The sequence below is a fragment of the Actinomadura citrea genome, from assembly GCF_013409045.1.
GTDB lineage: Bacteria > Actinomycetota > Actinomycetes > Streptosporangiales > Streptosporangiaceae > Spirillospora > Spirillospora citrea.
Genome location: NZ_JACCBT010000001.1, coordinates 3159307 through 3176051 on the forward strand (window position 1 = coordinate 3159307; position 16745 = coordinate 3176051).

The 16745-nt window shown below is 72.9% G+C and carries 16 protein-coding genes; 9 read left to right on the forward strand and 7 right to left on the reverse strand.

Going from position 1 to position 16745, the window contains the following annotated elements; translation table 11 throughout:
• Positions 1–16: 16 nt before the first annotated feature.
• Complete coding sequence (locus BJ999_RS14910; RefSeq protein ID WP_179833863.1) at positions 17–592, reverse strand: TetR/AcrR family transcriptional regulator; 576 nt, start codon at positions 590–592, stop codon at positions 17–19.
• A gap of 170 nt (positions 593–762) precedes the next feature.
• Between BJ999_RS14910 and BJ999_RS14915 the strand changes: the two genes are divergently transcribed.
• Positions 763–1428 carry an enoyl-CoA hydratase-related protein gene (locus BJ999_RS14915; RefSeq protein ID WP_179833864.1) on the forward strand — a complete coding sequence of 222 codons (666 nt, stop codon included), beginning with the start codon at positions 763–765 and terminating at the stop codon, positions 1426–1428.
• An 80-nt stretch (positions 1429–1508) separates the two neighbouring features.
• Entirely contained in the window at positions 1509–2555 is a 1047-nt protein-coding gene (locus tag BJ999_RS14920; protein WP_179833865.1) for an LLM class F420-dependent oxidoreductase, read from the forward strand.
• On the opposite strand, the gene BJ999_RS14925 is transcribed toward BJ999_RS14920, so the two are convergent.
• Both BJ999_RS14925 and BJ999_RS14930 read right to left on the reverse strand, forming a co-directional pair.
• Complete coding sequence (locus BJ999_RS14925) at positions 2530–3249, reverse strand: hypothetical protein (protein WP_179833866.1); 720 nt, start codon at positions 3247–3249, stop codon at positions 2530–2532. The genes BJ999_RS14920 and BJ999_RS14925 overlap by 26 nt on opposite strands.
• Before the next feature lie 127 nt (positions 3250–3376).
• Complete coding sequence (locus BJ999_RS14930) at positions 3377–4855, reverse strand: flavin monoamine oxidase family protein (RefSeq protein ID WP_179833867.1); 1479 nt, start codon at positions 4853–4855, stop codon at positions 3377–3379.
• Positions 4856–5016: 161 nt separating this feature from the next.
• On the opposite strand from BJ999_RS14930, the gene BJ999_RS14935 reads away from it, so the two are divergent.
• From BJ999_RS14935 to BJ999_RS14960, 6 genes are all read left to right on the forward strand, one after another.
• On the forward strand, positions 5017–6108 hold the full coding sequence (locus BJ999_RS14935) for a M24 family metallopeptidase (protein ID WP_179833868.1): 1092 nt from the start codon (positions 5017–5019) through the stop codon (positions 6106–6108).
• 33 nt (positions 6109–6141) lie between these two features.
• Complete coding sequence (gene efp / locus BJ999_RS14940) at positions 6142–6699, forward strand: elongation factor P (protein WP_179833869.1); 558 nt, start codon at positions 6142–6144, stop codon at positions 6697–6699.
• A gap of 1 nt (position 6700) precedes the next feature.
• Complete coding sequence (gene nusB, locus BJ999_RS14945) at positions 6701–7117, forward strand: transcription antitermination factor NusB (RefSeq protein ID WP_179833870.1); 417 nt, start codon at positions 6701–6703, stop codon at positions 7115–7117.
• A gap of 392 nt (positions 7118–7509) precedes the next feature.
• Positions 7510–8295 (forward strand): methyltransferase domain-containing protein, encoded by a 786-nt coding sequence (locus BJ999_RS14950; protein ID WP_179833871.1) that lies wholly within the window; start codon positions 7510–7512, stop codon positions 8293–8295.
• 4 nt (positions 8296–8299) lie between these two features.
• Positions 8300–9565 (forward strand): DNA polymerase IV, encoded by a 1266-nt coding sequence (locus BJ999_RS14955; protein WP_179833872.1) that lies wholly within the window; start codon positions 8300–8302, stop codon positions 9563–9565.
• A gap of 147 nt (positions 9566–9712) precedes the next feature.
• Complete coding sequence (locus BJ999_RS14960; RefSeq protein WP_179838549.1) at positions 9713–10105, forward strand: DUF3040 domain-containing protein; 393 nt, start codon at positions 9713–9715, stop codon at positions 10103–10105.
• A 144-nt stretch (positions 10106–10249) separates the two neighbouring features.
• Here BJ999_RS14960 and BJ999_RS14965 read toward each other — a convergent pair whose 3' ends face one another.
• Positions 10250–11155 carry an arginase family protein gene (locus BJ999_RS14965; RefSeq protein ID WP_179833873.1) on the reverse strand — a complete coding sequence of 302 codons (906 nt, stop codon included), beginning with the start codon at positions 11153–11155 and terminating at the stop codon, positions 10250–10252.
• Entirely contained in the window at positions 11155–12192 is a 1038-nt protein-coding gene (locus tag BJ999_RS14970) for an alpha/beta hydrolase (RefSeq protein WP_179833874.1), read from the reverse strand. The genes BJ999_RS14965 and BJ999_RS14970 overlap by 1 nt, the downstream gene beginning before the upstream one ends.
• Positions 12193–12302: 110 nt before the next feature.
• Between BJ999_RS14970 and BJ999_RS14975 the strand changes: the two genes are divergently transcribed.
• A complete protein-coding gene (locus BJ999_RS14975) occupies positions 12303–12869 on the forward strand; it encodes a CGNR zinc finger domain-containing protein (protein WP_179833875.1) in 567 nt (188 codons plus the stop codon).
• A 17-nt stretch (positions 12870–12886) separates the two neighbouring features.
• Here the strand turns inward: BJ999_RS14975 and BJ999_RS14980 are convergent, their stop codons facing one another.
• Together BJ999_RS14980 and BJ999_RS14985 are read right to left on the reverse strand one after the other, a co-directional pair.
• Complete coding sequence (locus BJ999_RS14980; protein ID WP_229809908.1) at positions 12887–15433, reverse strand: transglutaminase TgpA family protein; 2547 nt, start codon at positions 15431–15433, stop codon at positions 12887–12889.
• 43 nt (positions 15434–15476) lie between these two features.
• The gene (locus BJ999_RS14985; protein ID WP_179833876.1) at positions 15477–16745 is read right to left on the reverse strand and encodes a DUF58 domain-containing protein; all 1269 of its coding nucleotides are present in this window, start codon (positions 16743–16745) and stop codon (positions 15477–15479) included.

Here is a 16745-nt window from a genome sequence, read left to right on the forward strand (position 1 = left end):
CCCTCCGGCGGGGCCCCTATCCCTCTTCGGCCGCGCTGCGGGCCATGGCCTTGAGCTCGGAGACGACATCGTCCAGCGGGGCGACGTCGCGGTGGGCGCGGCACAGGATGGTGGCGCCCTCGACGGCCGCGACGATGAGGCGGGCCAGGCGGGACGCGCGGTCGTCGGGGACGCCGGCGTTGCCGAGCCCGGTGGCGAGCGTGTCCTGCCAGCGCCCGAACGCGGCCGCGGCGGCCGCGGCGAGCTGCGGGGCGTCGTCGTGGGACTCGACGGTGACGGCGACGACGGGACAGCCGGCGCGGAACTCGCTCTTGATCAGGACCTGCCGCCACCAGCCCACGAAGGCGTCCACGGCCGACGCGGCGTCGCCGCCCTCGGTGGCGGCGAGGATGCCGGCGTTGAGGAACTCGCCGGCGTAGCGGACGGCCTCCTCGGCGAGCTGCGCCTTGCCGCCGGGGAAGTGGTGGTAGATCGACCCGCGCGGGGCGCCGCTGTGCGTGATGACGTCGCGGAACCCGGTGCCGCTGTAGCCGCGCTCGCGGAAGAGGTAGGCGGCGCTGCGCACCATGCGTTCCCTGCTGTCCGTCCCCATGCGACGATTATGACATTCATCATACGGTCCTCGCGTTGACTATGACGACCGTCATGGAGAACTTTGGCTATGCCGTACGTCATAGTTAGTACTCGCGAGTAGGGTCGGCTGAGGCACGCGATGAGGGCACGTGCTCCGAGACGGGGCCGGGCGGGAAGAAGGAGACGTTCGTGATCGACCTCCAGCGCGACGGAGACGTGTACGTCCTGCGGTTCGACGCGGGTGAGAACCGGTTCGGCCCCGACTTCCTCGACGCGGTCGAGGGGGCCCTCGACTCGGTGGCCAAGAACGACGGCCCGGGCGCGCTCGTCACCGTCGGCACCGGCAAGTTCTACTCCAACGGCCTGGACCTGGACTGGCTCGGCGCCAACCAGGACAGGTTCGAGGAGTACCTGCGGCGCGTGCACGCCCTGTACGCGCGCGTCCTGTCGCTGCCGATGCCGACGGTCGCGGCGCTGAACGGCCACGCCTTCGCGGGCGGGGGCATGCTCGCCCTCGCCCACGACTTCGCCGTCATGCGCACCGACCGCGGCTACTTCTGCCTGCCCGAGGTCGATCTCGGGATGAGCTTCACGCCGGGGATGAACGCGCTGATCACGGCGCGGCTGTCGACGGCCACCGCGCACGAGGCGATGCTCACCGGCCGCCGCTACGCCGCGGAGCAGGCGCGCGAGGCCGGGATCGTGCAGCGCGTCGCGCCCGAGGAGGAGGTGCTTCCCGCCGCCGTGGAGTGGGCGGCCTCGCTGGCGAGCAAGAACGGGCCGGGCGTGGCGACGATCCGCACCGCGATCTACCGGCGGGCGCTGGACGCGCTGAACGGCCCCGCGCTGCCGTGAGCCCTCCTCTCGGACGCGGGCCGGGAGTAGGTTACGTTCGACTGGAATCGGATTCGGTTTAGGAAGGGGCGCGGGACACCATGCGCATCGGTATGGCGCTCAGCTACTCGGGCGGTTTCAAGGAGACCGTCGAGGAGCTCGCCGACTACGAGAAGGCCGGCCTCGACATCGTCTACGTCGCGGAGGCCTACAGCTTCGACGCGGTGAGCCAGATGGGCTACATCGCCGCCAGGACCGAGCGGGTGGAGATCGCCTCCGGCATCCTCAACATCTACTCGCGCACCCCGACCGCGATCGCCCAGACCGCCGCGGGGCTGGACTACGTCTCCGACGGGCGGTTCACGCTCGGCATCGGCGCGTCCGGCCCGCAGGTCATCGAGGGCTTCCACGGGGTCCCCTACACCGCGCCGCTCGGCCGCACCCGGGAGATCATCGAGATCTGCCGCAAGGTGTGGCGCCGCGAGCGGGTGCAGCACGACGGCAGGTACTACCACCTGCCGCTGCCGGAGGGGCAGGGCACCGGCCTCGGCAAGGCGCTCAAGCTCATCAACCACCCGGTGCGCGCCGACATCCCGATCATGGTCGCCGCCATCGGCCCGAAGAACGTCGAGCTGACCGCCGAGATCGCCAACGGCTGGGAGCCGATCTTCTACGTGCCGGAGAAGGCCGCGGACGTGTGGGGCGCCTCCCTCGCGGCCGGGAAGGCCAAGCGCGACCCCGCGCTCGGCGAGCTCGACGTGGTCGGGCAGTCCCCGCTCGCCATCGGCGACGACGTGAAGGGCTTCCTGGAGTTCGGCCGTCCGATGGCCGCCCTCTACATCGGCGGCATGGGCGCCAAGGGCAAGAACTTCTACAACGACCTCGCCCGGCGCTACGGCTACGAGAAGGAGGCCGAGGAGATCCAGGACCTCTACCTCGACGGCAAGAAGGACGAGGCCGCCGCGAAGGTCCCGCAGGAGCTGCTGGAGAAGATGTCCCTCATCGGCCCCGAGGCCCACGTCCGGGAGCGGCTCGCCGCGATGAAGGAGTCCGGCGTCACGACGCTCAACGTGGCCCCGATCGCGGGCGACCACAAGAGCCGGCTCGCCCTGATCGAGAAGGTCAAGGAGATGGCGGGCGGACTCTGACGGACCGCCTCCGCCGCCGCCGCCGCCGGCGGCGGAGGCGCCCGAGCCGGAGGCCCGTCCCGGGCCCGAACGGCGGGACGTCCAGCTCGAACAGCACGCGGAGCAGGACACCGCCGCCGAACAAGGCGGCCCCCCATTTCAGGGAGGTGCCCGGATCTCCCACCGAGCCGGCGGGACGCGGGGCGAGGCGGCCGCGCGGGTCGTACACGACCTGGATGCGTTCGCCTCGGTCCGCGACCCTGGACCCGGTCGTCATCGTCCGCACCCGCGGCTCGGCGCAGGCGAGGTCGTGGTCGTAGTAGACGTCCGTGGTCGTGTTCCCGTCGCTGTCGGTGCTGGTGACCTCGCGCCGGTCGACCTTCTGAACCGTGCACGCCGTGGTCCGGCCGCGCTCGTGCAGAGCCTGGTCCGACACGGCGTGCGCGAGCATGGACGCTCCGACGACCAGCAGGAGGAAGGCGCCGAAGAAGACCAGGACGTTCTCGTAGCGCAGCTGTGTGAAGACCAGCAGGGCGTATCCGGCCATCATCATCACGAAGAGCAGCGCCGTGCCCGCCCAGTTGTCCGCCAGCGTCGACGGCCCGTAGGCGACCAGGGCGGCCTGCGCGACGATCAGCGCCGTCCCGGTCAGGGGCGCGCCGACCGCCAGCAGCGCCGCCAGGGCCCAGTCCGGCCGCTTCCCGTACCCCGCCATCGGAACCCGTTCCGTCGTCGATCCGTGTCCCTGATGAGATGCGCGGATCCGCCGACCGGATCGCCACCTGATCCTTACTTCTCGCGGCGGGCGGAACCGTAGGGGGAGAAGCCGGGGAGGGGCGGGCTCACAGGGCCGCGTCGACCTCCTTGGCGACGCGCTCGCCGGAGCGGACGGCGCCGTCCATGTAGCCCGTCCAGTAGCCGGACGTCTCGGTGCCCGCCCAGTGGACCCGGCCGCAGGGCTCGCGCAGCGCGGGGCCGAACGCGGTGAGCGCGCCGGGCGGGGCGACGCCGACGGGACCGCCGCCGCTCCAGGTCTCGTTGTCCCAGCGCTGGAAGGCCGTCAGCGTCGGGTTCGCGGCCTTGTCGCCGAACAGCTTGGTGAACGAGTCGAGTCCCGCCGCCCGGACGTCCGCGGCGGGCGCGCCGTCCAGCTTCCTGATGTTGGCCTGGTTCATGAAGCCCATCAGGATGCCCCGCGACCCGTCCGGCGGGCTGTTGTCGAACGTCGCGTCGATGGCGCCGCTGTCGGCCACGGCCTGCCCGGTCAGCCCGTCCGCCCGCCAGAACGGCGTGTCGTAGACGGCGACGAACTTGGCGACCGAGCCCATCGGGTACCGCTGCACGAGCTGCGCCCGGCTCGCGGGCAGCGCCGGCGAGAAGTCGATCTTCCCGGCGATCGCCGGGGACATCGCCACCACGACCCGCTCGGCCGACACCGTGATCCCGTCGGCGGTCACCGTCACACCGCCCGCTTCTGTGACGATCGACCGGACCGGCGCGTTGTAGTGGACGATGTCGCCGAGCCGTGCCGCAAGCCGGATCGGCACCTCCTGCGAGCCGCCGACGAACCGCGACTCCTGCGCCCCGCCCCTGGTGTTGATCAACCGGTCGATCGTCCCCGGGTTGGCCTCGTTGCCCGCCGAGGCCGCGTAGTTCAGCAGGTAGAGCAGCGAGACCTCCTGCGAGCGCACCGACAGCGTGGAGGAGGCGAACGCGTCCATCAGGAACCGCGCGCCGCTGCTCAGCGAGTTGGACCGCGACCACGTGTGGAAGGTCTGCGCGTCCCACTCCTCGGCCTTGGCCGCCTTCCACGGCTCGCCGACCGGCACCTCCTTGACCATGCCGCCGAGCTTGAGCAGCGCCAGCTCCAGGTCGACCACGCCCCAGTCAGGCGGGACCGCGCCGAGCAGGCCGTCGGTCGCGTACAGCGACCGCTTGCCGCCCCGGTAGTAGACGTTCTTGCCCTCGTTGTAGGTGGCATAGGTGTCGACGCCCATGTCCTTGGCGAGCGCGGCGATGCGGTCCTGCGTCGGGCCGATGAACTCGGCGCCGCCCTCGTTGGTGGTGCCGTCGCCGAGCGGCATCCCGTAGACGCGGCCGCCGGGACGGTCCCGCGCCTCCAGCACGACCACGGACCGGCCCGCCGCGACGAGGTCGCGGGCGGCGGTGAGGCCGGAGAGCCCGGCGCCGACGATCACCACGTCGGCGGTGAGCGGCGCCGTCCGGGCGGCGGCGGAGGGGGCCGCGGCCGCGGAGACGACGGCTCCCGCGGCGGTGAGCGCGCCTGTGCCCAGCAGTCTTCTACGGCTGACTCGGGTCAAGGGGAATCACTCCTGGGGGAAGTCCATGAGGGGAAAGGACATTCGGGGGACGGAGCACACGCCCGGTCACGCTAGGCCAGCCCTCAGCCAGAAGTCGAGGGTTCTTCATGTTCGTGACCGCGTTGAGACGGCCCCTCCCGCGATGATCTAGAGTCCTGGCCATGGGGGAGACTCACTACGCGCGGCGCCGCCGGCTGGCCGCGCTCGTCGCCGACCGGGGCGCCGCCGCGCTGCTGGTGACCCGCCTGGTCAACGTCCGCTACCTGACCGGCCTGGACAGCTCGCGGGCCGCGCTGCTCGTCCCGGCCGACGGGCCGGCCGTGCTCGCGACCGACGGCCGCTACGCCGGAATGGCCGCGCAGGTCTGCCCGGAACTGCCCGTCGTCGTCGACCGGCAGGTGGCGGAGGCGCTGGTGACGCGGGCGGCCGAGGACGGCCACGGCCGCGTCGGCTTCGAGGCCCACGACCTGACCGTCGAGCACCACACGGCCCTCCTCGACGTCGATCTTCCTGACGGCGCCGCGGCCGAACTGGTGCCGCTCGGCCGTCTCGTCGAACAGCTGCGCATGGTGAAGGACGAGGAGGAGATCGGCCTGCTGCGCGAGGCGTGCGCCGTCACCGACCGCGCCTTCGAGGCCGTCCTGCCCGAGATCCGCGCCGGGGTCACCGAGCGCGCCGTCGCGATCGCCCTCGAACGCGCCATGGTGGACCACGGCGCCGAAGGCCCCGCGTTCGAGTCGATCATCGCGTCCGGCCCCAACGGCGCCGTCCCGCACCACCACCCGGGCGGCCGCGAGCTCCAGCGCGGCGACCTCGTCACCCTGGACTTCGGCGCCCTCTACGGCGGCTACCACGCCGACATGACCCGCACCGTCGCGATCGGCGAGCCCGCCGCCTGGCAGCGGGACCTCTACGACCTCGTCCATCGCGCCCAGGCGGCCGCCCTCGCCGCCGCGCTGCCCGGCGCCGACACGAAGGACGTGGACGCCGCCGCCCGCGACGTCATCGCGGAGGCCGGGCACGGCGAGGCGTTCACCCACGGCCTCGGGCACGGCGTCGGCCTGGAGATCCACGAAGCGCCGCTCATGGGGTACGACAAGACCGGTAAGCTGATGGATCGGGTGCCGATCACCGCGGAGCCGGGGGTCTACCTCACGGGCCGGGGCGGGGTCCGCATCGAGGACACGCTGGTGGTCCGCACGGGCGGGCCGGAGCTCCTCACCACAACGACCAAGGACCTGCTCGTCCTTTAGGGCGCGCGGGCCCGCGACCGGGAGAACAACGCAGTGGCGACGACGAACGACCTGAAGAACGGCATGACGCTGAACATCGACGGCCAGTTGTGGACCGTCCAGGAGTTCCAGCACGTCAAGCCCGGCAAGGGCGGCGCGTTCGTCCGCACCAAGCTCAAGAACGTCCTGTCGGGCAAGGTCGTCGACAAGACCTTCAACGCCGGCACCAAGGTCGAGGTGGCCAGCGTCGACAAGCGCGAGATGCAGTACCTCTACCGCGAGGGCGAGGACTTCGTCTTCATGGACACCGAGACCTACGACCAGCCGCACATCCCCGCGGCCGTCGTCGGCGACGCCGCGAACTACCTGCTCCCCGAGCAGAACGCCGTGATCGCCTTCAACAACGAGAACCCGCTGTACGTCGAGCTGCCCGCCGCCGTCGTGCTGGAGATCACCGAGACCGAGCCCGGCCTGCAGGGCGACCGCTCCACCGGCGGCAGCAAGCCCGCCACCCTGGAGACCGGCGCGCAGATCCAGGTCCCGCTGTTCATCACCACCGGCGAGAAGGTCAAGGTCGACACCCGCTCCGGCGAGTACCTCGGCCGCGCCTGAGATGGCCGCGCGCACCAAGGCCAGGAAACTCGCCCTGGACATCCTGTTCGCCGCGGAGCTCCGGGAGGAGGAGCCGACGGCCGTGCTCGCCGCCCGCGGCCGTCCGAACCAGGACGAACTCGCCGAGTACCCGCACGCCGTCCGGCTGATCGAGGGCGTCCAGGAGAACCGGGAGCGCATCGACGACCTGCTCGCCACCTACGCGACCGGCTGGACGCTCGAACGCATGCCCGTCGTCGACCGCAACATCCTGCGGATGGGGACGTTCGAACTCCTGTGGGTGGACGACGTCCCCGACGGCGTCGCGGTGAGCGAGGCGGTGGGCCTGGCCACCGAGCTGTCCACCGACGAGTCCCCCCGCTTCGTCAACGGCCTCCTCTCGCGCCTGCAACAACTGAAGCCCTCCCTGACGCTTTGATTGCTTTTTCTCCTCCTTCAGGCCTGGCGGCCTTCCATCGTCGATAAAGCGGGCGATCGCTGGCATCGCTCCGGCTCGCCTTGCGGCTCGCTGCGCGATCAGGTTCTCGCTTCGCTCGTACCTGCCTTCGGACGCGATCGCGGCTTTCCAGGTTGTCGCGGCGTTGCGGGGCGGGCTGGGGTGGTGCGATCGTCAGCGGGTTGCGGGTTGGCTTGCACCGCTCGCTTGGCGGGTGGGGTTCTGCTTCGCTCGAATCCGCCTGCGGGCGCGCGCGACCGTTGGGGTGTCGGTTGTGGCGTCGGCGAGCCGGAGCGATGCAGCGATCGTCCGCGTTTCTCGACTATGGCGGCGGGCGGCCCGAAAGAGGAGAGAAACCCATAAGCTGAGCTCTGATGACGAACGTTAGGGGAGCGGCCGTGACCGGCCGGCAACAGAAGCGGGTGCGGGGCGGCAGCCGGGTGCGCAGCGCCGTCCTGTGGGACGCCCTGCGCGCGGTCCTCGACCGCATCACTCCCGAGGCCGGCCTGAGCGACGTCGTGGACGTCGGCGGCGGGACCGGCGGGTTCGCCGTTCCGCTCGCCGAACTGGGGCACCGGGTCACCGTGGTCGACGCCAACCCGGACGCGCTGGCCGCGCTGGAGCGCCGGGCCGCCGAGTCCGGGGTGCGGGTGCGCGCCGTGCAGGGCGACGCCGTCGACCTGCCCGACCTGCTCGGCCCGGACGCCGCCGACCTCGTGCTGTGTCACAGCGTCCTGGAGTACGTCGACGACCCGGACGCGGCGATGGCGGCGCTGACCGGCGCCGTCCGCCCGGGCGGCTCGGTCAGCGTGCTGGTGGCGGGGCAGATCGCGGCCGCGCTGCACCGCGCCGTCTCGGGGCACTTCGACGACGCGCGGCGGGTCCTGACCGACCCGTCCGGGCGGTGGGGCGAGGGCGACCGGATGCCCCGCCGGTTCACCCGCGAGTCGCTGTCGGCGCTGGTGCGCGACGCCGGGCTGCGGGTCGCCGAGCTGCACGGCGTCCGGATCTTCGCGGACCTGGTGCCGAGCGGCCTGCTGGACGGCGACGCCGACTCCGCCGACGCGCTGATCGCGCTGGAGTCCGTCGCGGCCGTCCATCCCGTCCTGCGGGACCTCGCCACCCAGCTCCACCTGGTGGCGGACAAACCGGCCGGCTAGCACCGTGAGCCGCAAGCAGCAGCTGCATCGGCCGGGACCGCAGCCGGGTCCGCCCGCCGACGACACCGGCTGCGCCGTCCTGCACGTCGACATGGACGCCTTCTTCGTCAGCGTCGAGCTGCTGGAGCGGCCCGAGCTGCGCGGGCGTCCCGTCGTCGTGGGCGGGACCGGGCCGCGCGGCGTGGTGTCCGCGGCCTCCTACGAGGCCCGCAGGTTCGGCGTGCACTCGGCGATGCCGATGTCGCGGGCGCGGCGGATGTGCCCCCAGGCCGTCGTGCTGCCGGTGAGTCACGGCAAGTACGGCCGCGTGTCCGCCGCGGTCTTCGAGATCTTTCGCTCCATCACGCCGCTGGTCGAGGGCCTGTCGCTGGACGAGGCGTTCCTCGACGTGGCGGGCGCCCGGCGGCGGCTGGGCCGTCCCGCCGCGATCGCGCAGCTCATCCGCGACCAGGTGCGCGACCAGCAGGGCATCACCTGCTCGGTCGGCGTCGCCAACACCAAGTTCGTCGCGAAGCTGGCCTCGACCCGGTGCAAGCCCGACGGGCTGCTCGTGGTGCCGGCCGACGGCGTCGTCGACTTCCTGCACCCGCTGCCCGTCGCGGCCCTCTGGGGGGTCGGCGAGCGGACGGAGCAGGCGCTCACCCGCCTCGGGCTGCGCACCGTCGGGCAGCTCGCCCAGGTGCCCCTCGCCACGCTGCAGCGCGAACTCGGCAACGCGCTCGGCGCGCACCTCCACGAGCTGGCGTGGGGACGCGACCCGCGCGAGGTCGTCCCGCACACGCCCGACAAGAGCATCGGCGCCGAGGAGACCTTCGACACCGACGTCGACGATCCCGAGATCATCCGGCGGGAGCTGCTGCGGCTGGCGGAGAGGGTCGGCGCCCGGCTGCGCGAGAGCGGGAACGCCGGTCGGACGGTCAGCGTCAAACTGCGGATGGCCGACTTCAAGACGATCACTCGGGCGCGCACCCTGGCCGAGCCCACCGACCTGGCTCGTGTGATCTATGTCACAGCCCGCGAGCTGTACGAGGCGTCCGGCCTGGAACGGGTACGACTCCGTCTGGTCGGGGTACGGGTGGAGAACCTGGGTCCGGCCGGCGAGGCCCCCCGTCAGCTCGCCTTCGACGAGCCGGACAGCGGCTGGCGTGAGGCCGAGCGAGCCATGGATCAGGTCGCGCACCGGTTCGGGCGCGGCGCGGTGCGCCCCGCCGCGCTGGTCCGGCGTGCGGCGGAGGGTGACGCACGGGACGGCAGGGACGGAAGACAATGAAAAAAGGCTGTGAGGTGACCGGCGCCGGGCCCTCGGCGGGCCGTTCGCTTTCGTACGCTCGAGAGTGCTCGTATTCTGGGCATATCACCGTTGACGTTCGCGTCCCGCATCGGATACTCCGTCGCGGAGCTGTCGCTGGGAGGTGCCGTGCCGCTCTCTGAGCACGAGCAGCGCATGCTCGAACAGATCGAATCGGCGTTGTACGCCGAGGATCCGAAGTTCGCTCACGCGGTTCGCTCGACCAACCCCCAGGTCCATTACAAGCGCCGGATCGTCAAGGCGGCCCTCGGCTTCGTGGTGGGCGTGTGCGCACTGATGGCCGGTCTCGTGATCAACGAGGGCACGGTCACGATCGCCATCAGCGTGACGGGTTTCCTGCTGATGGTCGTGTGCTGCGTCTGGGCGCTGACGAGTTGGAAGCGGATGACGGGCATCGGCAACGAGTCCGCGCGCGGAGGCGGCCGGCAGGCGCGTCCCGCCAAGGCGGGCTTCATGGAGCGCATGGAGGAACGCTGGCGCCGCCGCACCGAGGGTGACTGAGCGCGAGACGACGCTCGGTCCCGTCCCGGGGTCTGGGGGCGTCCCCAGAGTCACCGGGCGCTGACGAGGGACCCGTCCCGGCCGTACGCGGGGTGACCGCGGGGCCGGGACGAACGCGTGTCCGGGCGCGATGCCCGGGGAGGATCATGCCTCACGAGCGCCGAGGCCGCCGAGGCCGTCGGCGATCGTGTCGGCCACGAGCCGGGCGTACCCTCCGCCGGAGTCGAGGTCGGGGTCGAAGACGCAGACATCGGCGCCGACCGCGCCGGCGGCCAGCTCGCCGAGCAGCGCGGTCAGTTGGCGGGGCGCGAGTCCGCCGGGGTCGGGGCTGTCGACGGCGGGCATGTACGCCGGGTCGAGGACGTCGATGTCGACGTGCAACCAGTAGCCGTCGAGGCCGTCGGCGGCGACGGTCCTCCGGATCGTGTCGAGCGCGCCGGCCGGGTCGGTGATCCACTGGCGTGCCGGCACGACCCCGGCGAGGACCTCCCGTACTTCGTCGAGTTCCTCGTCGCCGTCGCGGCAACCGACGTGGACGACGTGCTCCGGGGCGAAGTAGGGGGACAGGCCCTCGATGTCGGACACCGCCGTCCAGTGCAGGCCGACGGCGGCGGCGAGGTCCTCACCGGCCACGCTCGCGCATCGGTCCGAGTTGCCGGGGTGGCGGAAGTCGGTGTGACCGTCGATGTGAACGAGGCCGTAACGGCCCCTGCGGGCGAGTGCGACTCCGGTGCCGACGAGGACGCTGCAGTCGCCCCCGAGGACGAGCGGAGCGCGCCCCTGGTCGAGGATCGCGTCGATGCGGCCGGCCAGCCGGGTCGCGTGGTCGACGAGGGCGTCCTGGTTGCGCACCCTGCCCGAGCCGGAGACCCAGTCGTCGACGTACCTCCCCGCGATGACGACACCGGCGTCCTCGGCGCCGTCGCGCAGGAGGCGGGCGTGCAGTCCGGCCTCGCGCAACGCCTCGGGCGCCTTGGCGCACCCCGGGACGCTGGTCTCCTGCGGCGGCCGCAGTCCGAGGTTCGTCGGAGCCGCGAGAATGGAGATCATCAGTGGTCCTCCGTGGTGAGATGCCCGGTCAGCCATGCGATCGCGGGCGGGTAGCGATACTCGATGCGAGCGTGGGTGCCGTCGAACAGCTCGAAGTACATCCGCTCGGGTGACACACCGACGTCCGTGAGCGCCTGGTGGAACGCGGAGGCACCGAGGTCGAGGTAGTACTCGTCCCGGCGTCCGGCGTCGATCCAGATGGCCCGCATCGAGCGGAGCGCCTCGGCGTGGCCCGCCGCCATCCGCACCGGGTCCCAGGCCAGCCACCGCTGCCAGATCTCGGGGATGAGCCTGCCGGTCGCGGGATCGAACGGCACGTGCACCGTGCCGTCGGCGTCCGAGGAGTACGCCGCCGCGTAGCCGTAGGTTTCGATCAGCAGTTCGTCCAGCTCGTGCAGGAGCGGGACTTCGCAGTTCCGGAAGTACTCCAGGAACGTGTCGTACGACCCGCCGAACTCGTCCCGCAGCCTCCTGGCCAGCCGGGGGAAGGACGGCGTGTACGAGGCGTCGAAGAGCGCGTCCCCCGCGTGCGTGGCGAAGGCGCCGAACAGGTCGGGACGCAGCATGGCCGTCACCATCGCTCCGTACCCGCCGCTGGACTTTCCGGTGATCGCGCGCGCGTCGCGGTGGGCGAGGGTGCGATAGTGCTCGTCGACCCACGCCACCACGTCGTCGCACAGGTAGGTGTGATAGGCGCCGATGGCCGGCGAGTCGAGATACTGGCTGCCGCCGTAGCCGGTCCAGGCGTCCACGTACACGACCAGCGCGGGCGCCACGTCCTCGCGGGCGAAGAGCGCGTCGACCAACTCGGGAAGGGTGCGGCGGAACGGCGTTCTGTTGCGCCACATGGAGATGGTCCCGCAGTAGCCCTGGATGATGTAGATCGTCGGATAACGGGCGTGATCGCCATAGCCGGGCGGGGTGTGGACCCACAGCGGCCGCTCGTGCGGATCGCCCAGCGGATTGCCGCGCAGTGCCTCGCTCGTGACGACATGTTCGTGCAGCTCCCCCTTGAGGTCTTCGGACCACGGCACCATGCGACCTCCCGGCTGTGCGTGTAACCGATGAAGAAGTTAGATGGTTAGAAGTTTGCGTGTCAACCAGTGATGGGGTTTGCTGGTTAGAGCGAGAACCATCAGGAGCGGGCATGCGAGAACTTCCTCCGGCGGTGCGACCCGTCGTCGACTTCCTCAACACCGTCGACGTCGAGGACGGCACGGACGTGTTCGGCGACGGTCCGGAGGCCCTGGCGAACTGGCTTGTCGAGAAGAGGCTGTGCCACTCCAGGCCGTCCGTCACCGCGGCGGACGTCCAGGCGGCGATCGACCTCAGGCGCGGGCTGCGCGGCCTGGCGCTCGCCAACACCGGCGAACCGGTCGACCCCGAGGACGTACGGGCCGCCCAGGAGGTTCTGGCCGCCCTGCCCTTGACCCTGCGCCTTCCGGCCGGCACGGATGCGGCGAAGGACGGACCGGACCTCGCCGCGAGCGGCGGGTCGTTCTCCAAGGCCCTGGGGCGGATCGCCGCCGCCTACTTCGCCGCGTCGGCCGGGGGCGACTGGTCGCGAGTGCGACGCTGCCCGGCGCACGACTGCGCCTGGGTCTTCTGGGACTCCTCCAAGAACGCGTCCCGGCGGTGGTGCTCGATGCGGGTGTGCGGCAACCGCGCCAAGGCACGCGCGTTCACCGAGCGGCGAGCGACCCGCCCTGCCTGACCCCGGCCCTCGCGCGCCTACCTGCGGCGGAGGCGGGACGGCAGGTCGTTCACGCGGGCGGTGACGTCGAGGGCGCGGTCTCCGGCGGTGCGGAGCGCGGTGCGGGTCTGCGCCATCGTCGACGGCGGCAGCAGGCGGGCGCGCCACCGCGTCCGGCGGCCCACCGACCCGGCGAACGCCTCCCGGACGGTCCGCACGTCGGCGCGCAGCCGCTCGGCGGGCTCGAAGGCGCGGGTCCGCGAGTAGCGCGCCAGTTCCTCGGCGCGGGCGATCCGGGTGAGGGCCTGCACGCTCGGCGCGTCCATCTCCAGCAGTTCGCCGAGCCGGCGCGCGGCGGCGCGCGGGGAGTCGCTGGCCCGCCATTCCAGGCCGTGGTCGAGCGCGTCCGCGCGCATCTCCTGCCAGGCGGCGTGCGCCGCCCCGGCCGGATCGGGGGCCCGCGTCCCGTTCGCGGGTTCCACCGTTCCGGCCGGATCCGGTGTCCGCTTCCGCCGCGCGGCCTCCGCCTCACCGGCCGGATCGGGGGCGGACGTCCCCGCGGGCGTCGGCGTCCCGGCCGCTGAGGCGGCCAGGGCCGCCCAACGGCGCCACCGCGTGAAGATTCGCATCGTCATCGGCACCGCCATCAGCATCAGCACCAGCAGGATGCCGGCGAGCCACCCCGCCGCGGGGAACCCGCCGTCGTCCTCCTCCTGGGCGCCGGTCGCGCCGCCCGCGCCCTCGTCGTTGCGGTGCCGGGGGCCGGCGGGCGCGGTGGTCGAGCCCGCGTCCGGGGACGAGGGGTCCGGCGCCTGCGTGGTCTGCTCCTCCGGCCCGCCGCCGGTGCTGATCGCGGGTTGGCTGTAGGCGGGGGCGGCGGCGGTGCCCTGCCCGGCGGCGCCGCTCGGCGTGGGCTCGAAGCGCACCCATCCCGAACCCTCGAAGTACAGCTCGGGCCAGGCGTGCGCGTCGCGCGACCGCACCACCCACTCGCCGGGCTTGACCTCGCTACCCGGCGTGTAGCCCATCGCGACCCGCGACGGGATCCCGAGGATCCGCGCCATCAGCGCCATCGCGGCGGCGAACTGCTCGCAGTAGCCGCGCTTGCTGTGCAGCAGGAAGTCGACGAGGTCGCTGCCGTGCTGCGGCGCGGGCGCGGACAGGTCGTAGGTGAAGCCGCCGGAAATGGTGAACCAGCGCTGCAGCCGCACGGCCTGGGTGAGCGCGGTCGCCGACCCGGCGGTGACGTCCGCGGCGAGCTTCCTGACCTGCGGCGGGACGTTCTTGGGCACCGCCGTGTACTGGGCGACGACCTCGGGCGGGTAGGGCCCCGAGGCGGCCAGCTGCCCGGCGGTCGGCTGCGGGATCAGGCTCTTGACGGTGTAGGAGCGCCCGCCCGCCGAGTCGCGCAGCGAGTAGATCATCAGCGACGGGCCGTGCACCCGCCAGTCGCCCTTGATCGACACCTTGGCCGGGGCGTACGGCACCGGCAGGAACGTCATGTTCCTGACCTCCGGCCGCACCCGCACCTCGGTGGTCACCTCGCGCGAGGGCGCGACGGTCAGCCCCGGCGGGGAGGGGAGGGCGCGGTCGCCGGTCAGCCGGTCCTTGGAGCTGCTCTTCAGCGGGCTGTAGGTCCACCGGTCCCCGTCGAACCGGTCGAGGGCGTAGAGGCGCAGGTAGCCGGGGCTCTCCGGGGCGTCGCTGCGGTAGGTCAGGACGGTCGAGTCGTCCAGCCGGGTCAGCTCCCGCTTCAGGCTGACCAGGGGGTCGGGCGTCGTCACGGTCTGCGTGCCCGGACCGGAGCCGCCGCCCACGCCGAACACGCCGCGCGGGTGCAGGCCGGGCACCGCGGCCGGCAGCAGCACGGCGACGGCGACCGTGCCGGCCGCGATCCGGCGGCCGCTGGCCGCCAGCGCCGAGGCGTCGGGCCGGTCGGCGGGGTCTCCGGGCGGCGGCTGCGCGCCCGCCAGCGGCACCTCCCGCGGGCGGCGGCGCGTCGCCACCGTCCGGCCCCAGCCGCCGACCTGCTCGCGGGCGTCGGCCATGAGCAGGGCGAGGAACCCGAACGCGCCGATGCCGAAGGCCAGCCAGCTGACGCCGTCCTCGCGGATCGCCGCGGGCACGCTGTACATGGCCAGCAGCGGCAGCCCGGCGGGCGCGGCGCGGCGCAACCGCACGGCCAGCAGGTCCACCAGGACGGCGACCAGGCCGATGCCCGCGGCGGCCAGCATCGCGATGCCGGGGACGAGCGGGACGGGCGCCGCGTACCGGTTGGCCGCCCGCCAGCCCTCGTCCGCCAGCTCGCCGAGGTGCCGCAGCGACTCCGGGGACGGCACGACCCCGAGCCACGCCTCGCCGCCGGCGAACGCGAGGTTGAGGTAGAGAAGGAGCGCCGCCAGCCCGAACATCAGGCCGACCGGAGCGGGCGTGCGCAGGCGCCGCGCCAGCAGGCCGCCGCCGGACACGGCCAGCACCGCGCCGAACCCCGCCCAGAACCAGCTCGCCTTCTCGAACAGCGGATACAGCCCGAGCGAGCCGGCGAGCGTCGCCAGCCCGGCCATCACCGTCATCCGGACCCTCATGCGCCGCCCTCGTTCATGCACTGCCCTCGTTCATGCACTGCCCTCAGTCATGCGCCGACCCTGACACGAAGTCCTCGCCGGCCTTGCCGGCCCGCGCCCACGCCCCGGCCAGCTCCGCCGCGGATCGGACGGTCACCACGCGCCAGCCGCCCGCGCGCAGCAGCCCCGCGGCCGTTCCGCCGTCCTGCGCTCTGCCGTCCTCGGGGCCGCTGCGGAGGAGTACCGCGACGCACGTGCCGGTGCCGCGCCGGGCCGCGGAGACCGCGCGGGCCTCCTCGTCCGACAGGACGCCGAACACCCCGACGACCAGGCCGTCGCCCTCCCGGCCCGCGCCGCGCCCGCGCAGTGCGGCCAGTCCCGCCGACAGCGAGCCGCCCTTGGACCGGCGGGCGACGGCGAGCGCGTCGAGCAGCAGCCCCTCGAACGCGCCCTCGGAGGGCCCGGCCGGCAGCGCCTCCCCGCCGTCGGTGACGTAACGCAGGCTCATGCCGGTCCGGACGAGGTGGACGCCGATCGACGCGGTCGCCGACACGGCCTGCTCGAACGAGCCGCCCGGCCCGTCGCCCCAGTGCGCGGAGCGGCGGGTGTCGAGGAAGAGCGTGCCGCTGCTCTGGAAGTGCTGCTCCTCGCGCCGCACCATCAGCTCCCCGTACCGGGCGGTGGACCGCCAGTGCACGCGCCGCAGGTCGTCGCCGTGCCGGTACTCGCGCGGGGCCACGTCGTCCTCGCCCGCCGCGGAGACCGCGCGGGCCACGCTGTCGCCGCCGCCCGTCCACGCGCCCGACAGCCGGCTCGGCGGCAGCGGCACGACCGACGGCGTCACCGTGAGCGTGTCGGACAGGCTGAACGAGCGGACGAGCTCCACCATCCCGAACGGGTCGGCGAGCCGGACGGTCAGGGGCCCCACCCGGAAACGCCCGCGCACGTCCGAGCGGATCCGGTAGCCGAGCTCACGGAACGCGTGCGGCTCGATCCGCTCCAGCACGAACCGGGCCCGCCCGCCGAGCGCGTAGGGGACCCGGTCCTCCACCATCAGCAGCCCGCTCGGCAGCCGCGACACGTTCTCCAGCCGCAGGTCGACGCGGGACTCGTGACCGACCGGCAGCCGCAACGGCTCCAGCCGCCGCGCGCAGGCCAGCCGGTACCGCGTCCGCGCCACCGCGATCGTGCACAGCAGGGGCAGGGCCAGCACGAGCACGCCGGCGCGCAGCAGGTCGCGCTCTCCGAGCGCCACCGCGCAGACGATCGCGGTCGCCCCGGCGGCCACGAACGACCGCCCGCGCGTGGTGAGGCCGGCCAGCGCCCGTCGCAC